14 protein-coding genes are annotated in these 14,789 nt (G+C 67.7%); 6 read left to right on the forward strand and 8 right to left on the reverse strand.

Features of this window, described 5'->3' with window-relative positions; translation table 11 throughout:
• Positions 1–18: 18 nt before the first annotated feature.
• The 6 genes from HWX09_RS24620 to gstA all read right to left on the reverse strand — a co-directional run bounded on the left by HWX09_RS24620 (position 19) and on the right by gstA (position 7,612).
• On the reverse strand, positions 19–387 hold the full coding sequence (locus HWX09_RS24620) for a copper-binding protein (RefSeq protein ID WP_027782194.1): 369 nt from the start codon (positions 385–387) through the stop codon (positions 19–21).
• Positions 384–3,590: an efflux RND transporter permease subunit gene (locus tag HWX09_RS24625; RefSeq protein WP_027782193.1), complete on the reverse strand. Its 3,207-nt coding sequence runs from the start codon at positions 3,588–3,590 to the stop codon at positions 384–386. Before HWX09_RS24625 ends, HWX09_RS24620 begins: the two co-directional genes overlap by 4 nt.
• On the reverse strand, positions 3,587–5,110 hold the full coding sequence (locus HWX09_RS24630; protein ID WP_027782192.1) for an efflux RND transporter periplasmic adaptor subunit: 1,524 nt from the start codon (positions 5,108–5,110) through the stop codon (positions 3,587–3,589). The genes HWX09_RS24625 and HWX09_RS24630 overlap by 4 nt, the downstream gene beginning before the upstream one ends.
• Positions 5,111–5,121: 11 nt before the next feature.
• On the reverse strand, positions 5,122–6,414 hold the full coding sequence (locus HWX09_RS24635; protein WP_027782191.1) for a TolC family protein: 1,293 nt from the start codon (positions 6,412–6,414) through the stop codon (positions 5,122–5,124).
• Positions 6,415–6,505: 91 nt separating this feature from the next.
• Positions 6,506–6,892, reverse strand: a complete 387-nt coding sequence (locus HWX09_RS24640) for a hypothetical protein (RefSeq protein WP_027782190.1) — start codon at positions 6,890–6,892, stop codon at positions 6,506–6,508.
• A gap of 87 nt (positions 6,893–6,979) precedes the next feature.
• Entirely contained in the window at positions 6,980–7,612 is a 633-nt protein-coding gene (gstA, locus tag HWX09_RS24645) for a glutathione transferase GstA (protein ID WP_027782189.1), read from the reverse strand.
• Between the two features lie 136 nt (positions 7,613–7,748).
• On the opposite strand from gstA, the gene HWX09_RS24650 reads away from it, so the two are divergent.
• The 6 genes from HWX09_RS24650 (at position 7,749) to HWX09_RS24675 (ending at position 13,796) form a co-directional block, all read left to right on the forward strand.
• The gene (locus tag HWX09_RS24650) at positions 7,749–8,129 is read left to right on the forward strand and encodes a helix-turn-helix domain-containing protein (RefSeq protein WP_027782188.1); all 381 of its coding nucleotides are present in this window, start codon (positions 7,749–7,751) and stop codon (positions 8,127–8,129) included.
• A 22-nt stretch (positions 8,130–8,151) separates the two neighbouring features.
• Positions 8,152–8,520, forward strand: a complete 369-nt coding sequence (locus HWX09_RS24655; RefSeq protein ID WP_027782187.1) for a hypothetical protein — start codon at positions 8,152–8,154, stop codon at positions 8,518–8,520.
• 213 nt (positions 8,521–8,733) lie between these two features.
• Complete coding sequence (locus tag HWX09_RS24660) at positions 8,734–10,125, forward strand: MFS transporter (protein WP_027782186.1); 1,392 nt, start codon at positions 8,734–8,736, stop codon at positions 10,123–10,125.
• Positions 10,126–10,676: 551 nt separating this feature from the next.
• Positions 10,677–11,570, forward strand: a complete 894-nt coding sequence (locus HWX09_RS24665) for a helix-turn-helix transcriptional regulator (RefSeq protein ID WP_027782185.1) — start codon at positions 10,677–10,679, stop codon at positions 11,568–11,570.
• Positions 11,571–11,777: 207 nt separating this feature from the next.
• Positions 11,778–12,329, forward strand: coding sequence for a hypothetical protein (locus HWX09_RS24670; protein ID WP_027782184.1), 552 nt, complete (start codon positions 11,778–11,780; stop codon positions 12,327–12,329).
• A gap of 120 nt (positions 12,330–12,449) precedes the next feature.
• Positions 12,450–13,796: a DUF2325 domain-containing protein gene (locus HWX09_RS24675; protein WP_027782183.1), complete on the forward strand. Its 1,347-nt coding sequence runs from the start codon at positions 12,450–12,452 to the stop codon at positions 13,794–13,796.
• A gap of 24 nt (positions 13,797–13,820) precedes the next feature.
• Here the strand turns inward: HWX09_RS24675 and HWX09_RS24680 are convergent, their stop codons facing one another.
• Both HWX09_RS24680 and HWX09_RS24685 read right to left on the reverse strand, forming a co-directional pair.
• The gene (locus HWX09_RS24680; protein WP_027782182.1) at positions 13,821–14,144 is read right to left on the reverse strand and encodes a LysR family transcriptional regulator; all 324 of its coding nucleotides are present in this window, start codon (positions 14,142–14,144) and stop codon (positions 13,821–13,823) included.
• A gap of 120 nt (positions 14,145–14,264) precedes the next feature.
• Entirely contained in the window at positions 14,265–14,756 is a 492-nt protein-coding gene (locus HWX09_RS24685) for a molybdopterin-dependent oxidoreductase (RefSeq protein WP_027782181.1), read from the reverse strand.
• Positions 14,757–14,789: the final 33 nt, after the last annotated feature.

Consider the following 14,789-nt stretch of genomic DNA (forward strand, 5'->3'; position numbering starts at 1 on the left):
ACGCCCGCATCCGGACGATCAGGAGCCCTTGACGAGCCTGACGATCGTCAGCGTGCCGTCGACCTTCTCGATCCGCACCTTGACCTTGTCGCCGGCATGCGCGTGCGCGAGCATCGCCGCATCCTTCGCCTTGAACGCCATCGTCATCGGCGGCATCCCGACGTTCTCCAGCGCGCCGTGCTTCAGCGTGATCCGGCCGCTCGCGGCATCGACCTTCTTCACTTCGGCGTCGGTCAGCGCGGCGTTCGATTCCGCCGCGCCGTCCGACGACATCTTCATGCCGGACATGTCCATGCCCGACATGTCGCCGGCGGCAACGGCCGGGACGGCGAAAGCGCCGCACGCGAGAACGGCGGCGGCGGTGGCGATCAATTGATTCATCTTCATCGTGATTCTCCGGTGGGAATGGATGGCACGTTCGTGCCGGAAGGAACTGCATCGGAATGCCGCGGGCGGCCCGCGCTTCGCGCACGACGGCGCTGAAGCAGAAGCCAGGCGGCGGGAATGACGAACATCGACAGCAGCGGCGCCGTGACCATGCCGCCGACCATCGGCGCGGCGATGCGCTGCATGACTTCGGAACCGGCGCCGTGGCCGATCATGATCGGCACGAGCCCGGCGAGCACGACGGCGACCGTCATCGCCTTCGGGCGTACACGCAGCACCGCGCCTTCGCGAATCGCGTCGAGCAGCAACGCATCGGTCAGCGGTTCGCCGGCATCGAGCCGGCGTTGCAGCGCGCCCTTCAGGTACAGCAGCATCACGACGCCGAATTCGGCGGCCACGCCCGCGAGCGCGATGAAGCCGACCGACGTCGCGACGGACACCGCATGACCGAGCGCCCACACGAGCCAGAATCCGCCGACCAGCGCGAATGGCACCGTCGACATCAGCAGCAACGCATCGGCTGCCGAATCGAACGTGACGAACAGCAGCACGAAGATCACGACGAGCGTGACGGGCACGACGGTGCGCAGCGTCGCCGCCGCCCGTTCGAGATACTCGAACTGCCCCGACCATGCGATCGAATAGCCGGGCGGCAACGCGACCTGCTGCGCGACGGCCTGCTGCATCGCACGGACGGCCGTGCCGACGTCGGTACCGCGAAGATCGACGTACACGTAGCCGGACAGCCGTGCGTTCTCGCTGCGGATCATCGGCGGCCCGTCGGCGATCGCGACATGCGCGACGTCGCCGAGGCGAATCTGCGCGCCGCGCGCGGTCACGATCGGCAGTTGCCGCAGGTTCTCGAGCGAATCGCGGATCTCGCGTGGATAGCGGATGTTGATCGGGAAGCGCTCGCGCCCCGCGATCACTTCGCCGACATCCTCGCCGCCGATCGCCGACGACACGACCGACTGGATATCGGCCACCGACAGCCCGTAACGCGCGGCGGCAAGCCGATCGATGTCGACGTCGATGTAGCGGCCGCCGTTCAGCCGCTCCGCGAGCGCCGACGTCACGCCCCGGACGTGCTTCACGGCCGCCTCGACCTGCGTCGCGATCGCGTCGATCCCCGCCAGGTCCGGCCCCGAGATCTTCACGCCGACCGGCGTCTTGATCCCGGTGGACAGCATGTCGAGCCGGTTGCGGATCGGCGGCACCCATACGTTCGACAGGCCCGGCACCTTCACCGTCCGGTCGAGTTCGTCGACGAGCTTCTCCGGCGTCATGCCGGGCCGCCACGCGCTGCGCGGCTTGAACCGGATCGTCGTCTCGAACATTTCGAGCGGCGCCGGGTCGGTCGCCGTATCGGCGCGGCCCGACTTGCCGAACACCGTGTCGACCTCGGGCACGGTCTTGATCAGCCGGTCGGTCTGCTGCAGCAGTTCGCTCGCCTTGTCCGCCGAGATGCCCGGCAGCGCGGTCGGCATGTACAGCAAATCGCCTTCGTCGAGCGGCGGCATGAATTCGCCGCCGAGCCGCGACAACGGCACGGCAGTCAGCACGAGCGCGACGGCCGCGATGCCGATCGCCGCCCACGGGCGCCGCAGCGTCGCTTCGAGCCACGGCCGGTACAGGCGGATCAGCACGCGGTTGATCGGGTTCGCGTGCTCGTGCGGAATGCGGCCGCGCACGAGATAGCCCATCAGCACGGGCACCAGCGTCACCGACAGCCCCGCGGCGGCGGCAATCGTGTAGGTCTTCGTGAACGCGAGCGGCGCGAACAGCTTGCCCTCCTGCCCTTCCAGCGAAAACACCGGAACGAACGACAGCGTGATGATCAGCAGCGAGAAGAACAGCGCGGGGCCCACTTCCGCGGCAGACGCCGCCACGAGTTCCCAGCGCCGTGCGGTCGTGATCGGCTCGCGGGGGTGCGCGCGGTCGTACGCTTCCAGATGCTTGTGCGCGTTCTCGATCATCACGATCGCGGCGTCGATCATCGCGCCGATCGCGATCGCAATCCCGCCGAGCGACATCAGGTTTGCGTTCACGCCCTGGTAGTGCATCACGATGAACGCGGCCAGCACGCCGAGCGGCAGAGACAGGATCGCGACCAGCGCGCTGCGCAGATGGAACAGGAACACCGCGCAGACGATCCCTACGATCACGAACTCCTCGATCAGCTTGTCCGTCAGGTTGTCGACCGCGCGCGCGATCAGTTGCGAACGGTCGTAGGTCGTGACGATCTCGACGCCGGCCGGCAGCGAACGCTTCAGGTCGGCGAGCTTCGCCTTCACCGCGTCGATCGTCGTCAGCGCGTTCTTGCCCGAGCGCATCACGACGACGCCGCCCGTCACCTCGCCCTGCCCGTTCAATTCCGCGATGCCGCGCCGCATCGCCGGGCCGACCTGGATGCGTGCGACGTCGCCGAGCAGGACCGGCGTGCCGGCGGCGTCGGTGCGCAGCACGACGCGACGGAAATCGTCGAGCGTGCGCAGGTAGCCCGACGACCGCACCATGTACTCCGACTCGGCCAGCTCGACGACAGAGCCGCCGGATGCCTGGTTGGCCTTGCCGAGGGCCTCCGCGACCGCCGCCTGCGGGACCCCGTATGCGCGCAGCTTGTCCGGATCCAGCACGACCTGGTACTGGCGCACCATGCCGCCAATGCTCGCGACTTCCGATACGTCCGGCACGCCCTTCAGCTCGAACTTCAGGAACCAGTCGTTGAGCGCGCGCAGTTGCCCGGGATCGTGATGGCCGGTGCGATCGACGAGCGCGTACTCGTATACCCAGCCGACGCCCGTCGCATCCGGGCCGAGCGACACGGTCGCGCCCGCAGGCAGGCGGCTCTGCACCTGACTCAGGTATTCGAGCACACGCGAACGCGCCCAGTACGGATCCGTATGGTCGTCGAACAGCACATAGACGAACGCGTCGCCGAACGACGAGTACGCGCGCACGGTTTTCGCGCCCGGCACGCCGAGCAGCGTCGTCGTGAGCGGATAGGTCACCTGGTCCTCGACGACCTGCGGCGCCTTGCCCGGATACGACGCCTTCACGATCACCTGCGTGTCCGACAGATCGGGCAACGCATCGAGCGGCGTCTGCCGCAGCGAATGCACGCCCCATGCCGCGAGCAGCACGGTAGCCAGCAGCACCAGAAACCGGTGATGGACGGACCAGTGAATGATGCGCGCGATCATCGCCCCCCTCCCTGCGGCTCGACCTTCGTCAGCCGGTAGCCGTCGTCGGTCTGCATGAACGCGAAACGCACGGTCTGGCCCGGCTTCACGTCCGCGAACGCCTGCGCCGACGGCTTGCCGAACGCCATCGTCATCGCACCCCAGCCGAGCGCCGGCACCGGCTGATGCGAGAACGTGATGTCGTCGGCCGTGACCTTCTCCACCTTGCCGGTGGTTTCGTAGACCGGCGCGGTTGCCGTCGCGGACGATGCGGCCGCGGTTGTCCCTGCCGCGCGCTCCAGCCGCGGCAGCACGCTTTTCAGGCTGGCTTCCGAATCGATCAGGAACTGCCCCGACGCGACGACCGTATCGCCTTCGTTCAATCCGCCGAGCACTTCCGTGTCGCCGCCGACGTCGTTGCCGACCGTCACCGACGCCGGCTGAAACCGGCCGTCGCCGTTCTTCACGATGACCATCGTGCGCTGGCCGGTCGCGATCACGGCCTCGGACGGCACAAGCAGGCGCGACACCGTCGCCTTATCGGCGACCCGTACGCGCATCAGCATGCCGGGCGTGAGCTTCAGCGATGCGTTGTCGATCTCCACCCGCGCCTGCAGCGTGCGGCTGTCCGTGCTGATGCCGGGCAGCACTTCGCGGATGCGTCCACTGAAATGCCGGGCCGGATCGCCCGCGAACGTCGCGTCGACCGACATTCCCGGCTGCACGTTCAAAGCAAGCGCTTCCGGCACCTCGACGATCAGCCACAGCGTGGACAACCCGGCGATCTTCGCGAGCGTCTGGCCGGGCGCGACCATCGCGCCGTCGCGCACATTGAGCTCGCTGACGACGCCGGCCTCCGGCGCACTCAACACGACGTGCGTCTGCGGGCGGCCGGTACGCTCGAGATTCGCGATCATGCCGTCCGGAATCGACAGCGCCCGCATCCGCGCGCGCGCCGCATCGAGCAGGCTGTCGTCCATCCCGCCTCGCTTCAGCGCGAGATATTCCTCCTGCGGCGCGAGCCAGTCGGGCACGAACAGCGATGCGACCGGCGCTCCCTTCGCGATGCGCTGCATCGGCGCGCGTGCATACAGATGGTCGATGTAGCCCGTGACGCGCGACTGCACGACTTCCGTGCGCGCTTCGTCGAACTGCGTGGTGCCCACCGCGTCGAAACCGGCCGCCGTTTGCTGCCGGCGCACGGTCGCATAGCGGATGCCGAGGTTCTGCTGCAGGCCCGGATCGATCCGGATACCCGCCGCGGCGTCGCCTTCATCCGCATAGACGGGCTGTAACTGCATGTCCATGAACGGCGATTTGCCCGGTTTGTCGAAGTGCTGGTTCGGCACCATCGGGTCGTGCCAGTACAGCACCTTGCGTGCGGGCTGCCGAGCCTGCATGCCCGACGGTGCGGCGGCAGCCGTGGCGGCCGTCGCCGCATCGCCCGTGGCATGGCGGAGGCCCGCGAAGTAACCGGCGCCGACGAGCGCCGCGCCGGCGAACGCGATCGGCACCGCACGCGTCAGTAATTGCTTGGTCATGGCGGTCTCCTTCACTGCGCGGCGGCCATCGCCGACGGCACGACTTGATATTCGAGCTGCGCCCAGGTCTGCGACACGTCGCGCCTGAGATCGAGCACCTGCAACTGGGCTTCGAGTTGCGCCCGCCGCGCGGCGAACGTGTCGGCGAGCGACCCCGTGCCCGCCCGGTACGCGGCCGTCGCGAGCCGCACACGCTGGTCGGCGGCCGGCAACAGCGCGGCGCCCAGGTTCGCGATGCGTTCACGACCGCTCGCCAGCGTGTCGGATTGCGTGCGGATATCGGCCTGTACCTGACGCAGCGTGTCCTCGTACATCAGGCGCGCCTTCGTTGCGAGCGCAGCCTTTTCGGCCACGTCGCGGTTCTGGCGATTCTTGCGATTGAGCGGCAGCGGGATCGAGACGCCGACCGACACCATGTTCGAGTACGCGCCGCCGCGCTGCTGGTACGCGATTTCCCACGTCCAGTTGGGGCTGCGCTCGCTGTTCGCGACCGCCGCGTCGGCTTCGGCCACCGCGATATCGTCCGCGGCGGCGACGAGCGCCGGCTGCGACAGGCGCAGCTCGTCCGGCGGCAACGACGAAACGAAGGATTCAGGCGCGGGCGGCGTACCCGTCACGTCCGTCACGGGCGCCGCCGTCCAGCGCGCCAGCGCGACGAGCGCGGTGCGGTACGCCTGCTGTGCCTTGAGCACCTGGTCCTGCGTCTGTGCGAGCATCGAGCGGGCCTGCACGACGTCGCCCGCGCTCGCCTTCGCGCCGCGATACGACGCCTGCGTCGCATCGAATTCATGGTTCATGTGACCGAGCAGCGCCTGCTGAAGCGCGAGTGCCTGCTTCGCATAGACGGCATCGAGCCAAGCCGTCGCGGTCTGTCGGCGTACGGCCGCCAGCTGCGCGAGATAGCCGGCGCGCTCGCGGCCGACCTGTTCGTCGGCCAGCGCGGTACGCAGCCGCCGCTTGTCGCCGGACACCCATTCCTGCTCGATGCCGATGCGGCGCATCGTCATGAAATCCTGGCCGACGGTGAAGCGCTGCCCGCCGTTGACCGGCAGGTTGTCGATGCCGGCCTTGAGCATCGGGTCCGGCAATTGGCCGGCCTTGACGGCCGCTTCGGCGCGCGCGAGCACGGAAGCTTGCGCGGCCTGCATCGACGCGGAACGATCGGTGGCGGACTGCAGCGCGGCGTCCAGCGTAAGCGGCGACTGCTGCGCGTGAACGGCGCCCGCCACCAGCAGCGCGGCCCACGGTACGGGCGCGCGCCGACATGCACGCGGCATGCGCAGCGTGCGAAAAGCGAATGACATGGTGTAACCCCAAATCGGAACCCAACGGGATTCCCCGTCCTGCGCGCAGGACGAACCTCACCGCGTGCGCGGTGAACCGGTCAAATCGGGATCAGCTGATGCGTGGAGGGCGCCACAACCCGTTCGGGTCGCGGGCCGGGACGGACCGCGTGTAGTGGAAGACGATCGTGCTGGCGAATGCAGCGGGACGGCTGACGTCGGCGCGGGCGGCCGGGTGGTAGAGACTGCCGAACTGGCATTGGGCCGTCACCTTGCAGGCCATGCCCTTGGCTTTGGCCTTCGCGTGATCGGCGGATGACGGCTGCATCGAATCGCAGCCGCTCATGTCGGCGGACATGGCCATGTTCATGCCCGTGCCCGCCTCCATCGACTTCGTGTGCTGCATCGGACATTCACCGGTCAGGCCGCTGGCTGCCAGCCCGCTGATGGGCAGCACCGCGCACAGCAACAGCAGGATGAAGGTCCGAAGCCATTTCATGGCGGCGATTATAGCGCGGCCCGTTTCAGCATGGCGCGGCGTCGCTACGGCAAAACGACGCGCGTTCCCTGCCGCGGCCGCCGCGCGTCATCGCAGCAGGTTGTCTGCCGCCAGCACGGCTTGCACGGCCGGCCGCCCGCGCACCCGCTCGTACCACGCACGCAGATGCGCATGCCGGCTCAGATCGATGTCCGCGTTGTACACCGAGCGCAACCAGTCGGCCTTGCCCCAGCCGGTCAGCGCGAACAGGTACGCATCGGCGACCGTGAACGTGTCGCCGGTGACGAACGTCCTGCCGTCGAGCTGGCGGTCGATCCACGCGAAGCGGCTGTCGAGCTTCTGCCGCACGGGCTCTACGTACTTCCCCGCCTGCACCGCATACAGCAGCGGGATGAAGCCCTTGTGGATCTCGGTGCCGAGAAAGTTGAGCCACTCCATCAGCCGGTAGCGCGCGAGCGTGCCGTAAGCGGGCGCGAGCGCGGCTTGCGGGCGCTGGTCCGCGAGATACTGGGCGATCACCGGCCCTTCGCGCAGCATCGTGCCGTCGTCGAGTTCGAGCAGCGGCACGTAGCCGAGTTCGGTCACGTCGTAGTAGTCGCGGCCGCCTTCGACGACATGCTTGCGCGCGTCGACCCTGACGATCTCCGCGTCGAACCCGCCTTCGCGCAGCACGATGCAGATCGCCTGCGAACAGCTGCCGGGAGCGTGATAGAGCTTCATGCGTTTCCTTCGTGAGTTGTCCATGTATCGATTCGCCGCGACGCGGGCGCTAATATCTCGCATCGGCGCAGCGCTGAGAAGACGGCAGTCGTTTGTGCCGTAGTCACAAAAAATTTACCGACCAGGATTCGGCACGATGAAAACGAGTGCGACAGGATGTTCCGTTGAAGAAGCGATGCGCCTGCTCGGCGGCCGCTGGCGGCTGCTGCTGGTGTCGTACCTGCTCGACGGGCCGCGTCGCTTCAGCGACCTGCGGCGCGACATGCCGGGCATCTCGCAGCGCATGCTGACGCTCGACCTGCGCGCACTGGAAGACGCGGGGCTCGTGCAGCGGACCGTCTATCCGGAAGTGCCGGTGCGCGTCGAGTACGATCTCACCGCGGACGGCGACCGGCTGCGGCCGGTGGTCGACGTCATGCGCGAATTCGGGCTCTGGTTGAAGGCGCGCGACGTGCAGCCCGACACGATGCCCGACAGCGCGGCTGCGATCGACACGACGATGCACGCCCACGAATAACCCTTCAGCAGGAACCCCATTCATGGAACTTCACGCTACCGTCGGCGCGGCCACGTCCGATCTCGACGACGACGAAAGCTTCGCCAACATCTATTGTCACGATGCGGAGCAGGACTATTGCTTCGCGCTGTCGCGCTTTCCGGACGACACGCTGATCGAAGTGATGGTGCGCGACCAGCTCAACCTGCGCGTCAAGGATCTGTCGGTGCGGCTGACCGACGACACGATCGATGTCGAGATCGAGCCGGGCATCGCCGCGCGTCTCGACGGCCAGACGCGTTACGTGATTCACCTCGCGCCCGGCCAGTACGATCCGGTCACGCTGCGCGCCGCGTTGAAGGAAATCTTCATCGGCAAGAACGGCTATCGCGACGACAGCACGCGCGGCTGAACGCCCGCCTGCGCCCTCTCCTTCGTGACGACGCCGACACACGCCGGCCGGCATTCATTCCCACATATTGAGCGTCGAACGTCCCATTAATAGGGATGCCTGCCCAAATGTTGACGCACGCCGCGCCACGGCTCTAACGTTCGCTCCAACGCCATTCGATTCGGCCGCCTCGTTCGCGAGCGCCGGCCGGCGCATAGAACACAGGAGACGACCGTGGCCCAATCCGCGTCACGCACCCATGCCAACCCGCCGGAGCGGCCGTCCGCCCACACCGGAGCCTCGTCCGAATCCGCCGCCCGCGCAACCGCGGCTGCAACCCCCGCCACGCCACCGAGCCGCAAGCGACTGCTGATCCTCGCGCTGCTGTTCGTCACCGTCGTGATCAACTATCTCGACCGCAGCAACCTGTCGATCGCGGCGCCCGAGCTGTTCAAGGAACTGAACATCGATCCGGTCCGCGCGGGCCTCGTGTTCTCCGCGTTCGGCTGGACCTATGCGCTGATGCAGATTCCGGGCGGCTGGCTCGTCGACAAGGTGTCGCCGCGCGTGCTGTATGCGGGTGCGCTCGCATTGTGGTCGGCCGCGACGCTGCTGCTCGGTTTCGCCGGCTCGTTCGTCGGGCTGATCGTGCTGCGCCTCGCGGTCGGCGCGCTCGAGGCGCCGGCCTACCCGATCAACAACCGCGTGGTGACGACGTGGTTCCCGACCCGCGAGCGCGCCAGCGCGATCGGCGGCTACACGTCGGGCCAGTTCGTCGGCCTCGCGTTCCTCACGCCGGTGCTCGCGTGGCTACAGGTGCATCTCGGCTGGCACATGGTGTTCGTCGCGACCGGTCTCGCCGGCATCGCATGGGCCGCGATCTGGTATGCGGTGTATCGCGAGCCGCGCGCGTTTCGCGGCGTCAATGCGGCCGAAATCGCGCTGATCCGCGACGGCGGCGGCCTCGTCGATCTCGAGGACCGCGTCGCGGCGCGCAGCGAACGCGCACCGTCGACGTGGCGCGACCTCGGCGTCGTGCTCGGCCGGCGCAAGCTGTGGGGCATCTACCTCGGCCAGTTCGCGTTGAACTCGACGCTGTGGTTCTTTCTCACGTGGTTCCCGACCTACCTCGTCAAGTATCGCGGGATGGACTTCATCAAGTCGGGCTTCCTCGCGTCGCTGCCGTTCCTCGCCGCGTTCGTCGGCGTGCTGTGCTCGGGCGTGCTGTCGGACTGGCTGATGCGGCGCGGCGCGTCGCAAGGCTTCGCGCGCAAGCTGCCGATCATCTCGGGGCTGCTGATCTCGACCTGCATCATCGGCGCGAACTACGTGAGCTCCACCGGCTGGGTGATCGCGTTCATGACGATCGCGTTCTTTGGCAACGGCTTCGCGTCGATCACGTGGTCGCTCGTGTCGGGACTCGCGCCCGCGCGGCTGCTCGGCCTCACGGGCGGCGTATTCAACCTGATCGGCAACCTGTCCGCGATCGCGACGCCGATCGTGATCGGGCTGCTCGTCGACGGCGCGGACTTCTCGCGCGCGATCACCTACATCGCCGCGATGGCGCTTGCGGGCAGCCTGTCGTATGGGCTGCTCGTCGGCAAGGTGGAGCGCATCGACGCATGAACGCACAAGGGCGGCACGTTTGCGCCGCCCTGCTCGATCGCTGCTCCCTTGCGGTGTCACGACCGCCGCAACGCGTCACGCGCGAGGTCGTGAGGATGGCCGGCCGCGCAATCGGGCGCACATGTATCGGTATCGATTCCGACGGTGCGCAGATCGGCCGCCAGTCGCTTTCGTCTCTCCCAATGTCGAGCGTCTTGAATTCACCCATGCGTGCGCGTGGCGGCAGGATGTCCGTGATCACGGTAGTCATCGGAATCGTTTGCTGTTCGATTGAAAAAGGCCCAGACGCGGCGACTCGTCTACACTGCCCCGGTATGCCCTCTTCGGAATGACACGCGACGTTTTACGGGGCGAACGGATCGGCGGGACGCCTGCCGGTATTTCCCCCTGATGACGTCCCTCGCGGCAAGCGCTAGAATCCAACCGCTTCAAGGGCCTGCTCCCGCTGACGATGGACTTGCGGTCGGCCGCTCCGATGGCCGGCCCCACCCATGCTTTTTTTCGTATCGGCGGAACGCGCGCGATGGGCGAAACAGCCCCTTGGTAACCGCATGCTGCTCAACGTGAACTCCTTGCACCGCAACAACGATCGCTTCGACGTATCGTTCAAGGCATTGGGCGAGCTGATCGAGACGGTCGGCACGCCGCACTTCGTGCCGCGCCTCACGCAACTGCTGAACCACATCGTGCCGCTCGACGTCGCGCACGTCGAACGTTCGCGCGTCGACGGCACGATGCCCACCGGCTACCGTTGCGAATGGATCGGCAGCAGCGGCATCGGCGCCGCATCCGCCGAAATCTCCGACGTGATGATGCTCTACTACGAGCGCTTTCTCGACAGCGACCCGTTGTTCGCGGGGCTGCGCGGCAAGACGGGCACGATGCTGGTGGTGCGCGACATCGCGGCGATCCCGCCCGGCGAATTCCGCCAGCGGCTATTCGACGACGTGCATATCGGGCATGAATGCGTGCTCGCGCGGGGCACGCGCTATTCGCAACATTCGATCGCACTGGAGCGCGGCCGCGGCCGGCCACCGTTCACGCTCGCCGAGATGAACCGCTTCCGCGACATCAGCGACATGCTGTTTCCGCTGCTCGAACTGCATGCGTCGACCACCGCCGCGCGGCGCATCGCGCACGCGACGCCCGACGTCCATCCGCTCGCGCAATTCGATGCGCGGCTCGCGGCCGACGGCGTGAAGCTGTCGAAGCGCGAATACGAAACCTGCAAGCACCTGCTCTCCGGCAAGACCGTGCCGGAAACCGCCGGAATTCTCGGCGTACGCGTGGCATCGGCCGAGTCGTACGTGAAGCGCGCATTCGCGAAGCTCGGCGTGCGCACGAAGCGCGAACTCGCCGCGTGGGGCTCGGCCGCGACGTCATTCCCTTCCGCCGGATCGCACGACGGCGCGCTGCGGCCCGGTCAGCCCGCCGTCTCCGGCTGACCTGAGCCTTCGGCTGCGCCGCGTCGGTGCCGCGGCGACACTCGCATCGAGACCCACCGATGCAAACGTTGCGACTTCAGAATCTTCGCGCGGCCGTTCTCCTCTACCATCGGCCGATAGCTTCCCTCGGAAAATGGAGACGGCCCTTTTTTGCCTTATCGATATATACCGTAGAATATATCGATACCTGCACACCGGAGAAACGACATGACCCGCATGCCGACGGATCTCGCCCCGCTGCGCGCCGCACGGGAACAGCCGCTTGCGCGCAAGATCAGTGCGCTCAAGCCGTTGTCGAGCGACGCGCGTGCGCAGCAGGTCACGGATGTCGTCGACGCATTTCGGCGCCTGCGCGGCAGCGTCGTGCGCTTTATCCGGATGTTCTCGGCCGCGCGCAACGCAACCGCGCCTGAGGATGCACTGTCCGCGATGGGTTTTCGCGAGTTGCTGTCGACGCTCGAAGCTGACGCACGCGCCGCACGCTTCACGCACCTGCCCGATCTCGAACGGGCGATCGGACACGCGCACCGCCTTGAACGCACGCGCGACGACGTGTTCTCCGATTCATTCAGCAACGACCCGGCCGCGATGCGCGACGCGGTCGCCGCGCTGGAGCATGTCGACGTGCTGTTCGTCGGGCTGTGCGTCGAGTCCGTGATGGAACACCACGCGCCGGCGTCACTCCCCGTTTCACCCGCAGCGCCGCTGCCGGCCCCGGCCGCACTGCCGCGCACCGACCGTTCAACCGCATTCTGCTGAGCGCGCCACCGTGCCTTTCTCCGCGATTTCCCCGGAATTTCTCTCGTTATATTCCGTGGTATATTTCGCAAATCTTTCGCGCATCCGTCTCCGGTCCGACCGCGCCGGATAGAGGTCAACATGCACGCTCCGCCCTTTCGCCTTGCCCGCATGACGGACCTCCCGTCGTCCGCCGGCCATCCGTCCGCGGGAACCGGCGCGCGGATCGACGCATGCTGCGCGCCGTCCCGTGCGCAACAGGCTGAGCTGAGGCGCCGCACGCGCCTGTTCGAGCTCGATTCGCATCTGCACTGCTCGATCATCGGCACCTGCCTGACCACGCACGAACTGCGCAAGCTCGTGCCGAAATTCACCGATCTCGACCGCCGGCGCGCGACCGACCTGGAAATCCACCACGCGGCCGTCGAGCTCGCGATCGAAGGCGCGGCCGGCGGCAAGGCGCTGCACAAGGCGCTCGACGAGCGCTATGCAGGCGCGATACGCGCGTTCGACAGCGCGAAGGATGCGGACGAACTCCTCGCGCGCTGGAAGGAAGCCCTCAAGAACGGCGACATTCCGCCCGCGTACTGGGCGCTGATGACGCATCCGCGCACGACGATGAGCGTGCGCCAGGCCGCGTTCGGCGATCTGCACATGCTGTCGCACCTGGTCGGCGCGGCCAATCGCGCCGATATCCGGCGGCTGGTCGCGCTGGAGGAAGAGAATGCCGCGCTGCACGCGAAGATCGAAAGGCAGCAGGCGCGCCTGCACGAGATGAGCACGCAGCGCGACGCGGCGCAGCAGGAACTGGATGCGATCCACGCGCGCCGGAACGCCCAGCCGCTGGCCGACGACGCCGTGTTGCGCGACGAAGTGCGTGAATTGCGCGAAGCGCTGGCCGCGCGCGACGAACGGCTCGCGCTGCACACGAGCCGCCGCGAGGCGGCCGAGCAGCGGGTTGCCGCGGAACAGGCAAGCGCCCGCGCGATGCGCGCGCGGCTCGACGACCTGATGGCGAGGGTGAAAACGCTGCGCGCCGAAGCGAGCGCGCTCGAACAGGCGGTGCTGGCGTCGACGGACGATCCGGCCGAACCGGCCATGGACACGCTGTCGATTCTTCGGCGCAAACGCATCGTCTATGTCGGCGGGCGGCCCGGTTCGAACCGCGCGATCCGGCGGATCGTCGAGGCGTCGGGCGGCGACGTGACGATGCACGACGGCGGCATCGAGGATCGCAAGGGCCTGCTGGCCGCCGCGCTACCGGGCGCGCACCTGGTCGTGTTCCCGGTCGACTGCGTCGACCACGATTCGATGAACCTGCTCAAGCGCATCTGCGAACGCCACCGGATCGCGTACTACCCGCTGCGGACCGCCAGTGTCGCCAGCTTCGTCGAACTGATCGGGCGGCTCGATGCGCAAGCGCGTGACGTCATGTCGCCGGATGCGTCCACGGGCGGCACGCCGCGCTTCTGCCTGCGGCACGGGTAGGCAAGACCCGACCGGACGCATCCTTCAGCGGCGCACCATCTTCGTGAGCGCGGCGATCTCGTCCGCGCAGGCCGCGTACGCGCGCGCCTCGATCCCGCGATAGAGGCGAATGATCTCCTCGCCGACCGGTGTGAGCACGCTGCCGCCCCCGCTCTGCCCGCCATGCTCTGAAATCGTGGCGGGCGATTTCAGCGAGCGGTTCAGCTCGTCCATCAGCAGCCACGCGCGCCGGTACGACATCTTCAGGCTGCGCGCCGCCGCCGAAATCGAGCCGTGCTCGTGCACGGCCTCGAGCAGCGCGACCTTGCCCGGACCGAGCGCGATCGTGTCGGCCTGCTGGATGCGCATCCTGAATCGCACCTCTGGCTTGGGGTGTGCCGAAGTCTTCATGTTGTCCCGCCGTTTAAACGATGCGGGCAAGCATACACGATGGCCGACGCGGCAAACGCCGCCGGCACGCGTGCCGGCTCAGACCTCGAGCACGCGCGCGACGATGCCGGCCAGCCGCTTCACGTGACGCGGCGCGGGCAGCAAGTCGGCGCCGGAGAACAGCAGCGGCGCGCCATCGTCGATCGATAGCGGCGCATCGCCGCATTCGAACGCGACGACCACGTGCTCGCCGACCGGCGTATTGAACAGTTCATGCCACGAAAACGTGACCGCATAACCGTCGTGCGCATGTGCGATGAACACCGTGCGCTTGAAGTCGCCCGGCTCGTCGTTGCGCAGGCCGGCCGCGTCGAGCAGGTCCTTCAGCCGCGCACCTCGATACGGCGCGACCGAGCGGATGAAGCGGTTCGTCGTGAAGCAGCGCAGGTCGAACGGTTCGGCCATTGCGCTCGCGTGCCGACGCAGATCGTCGAGCGTCACCGTCATCGGCCGCACGAATGCGCCCGTCAGCGCGATCGAGCCCGCCGCCGTCTGATGCGCCGAAGGCGCCGCCGTCCCTGCCATCTCCATCGCCCGCCTCCGTCACGGCCCGCCGGACGGCGC

This window comes from Burkholderia sp. BCC1208, from assembly GCF_902833095.1.
Taxonomy (GTDB): Bacteria; Pseudomonadota; Gammaproteobacteria; order Burkholderiales; family Burkholderiaceae; genus Burkholderia.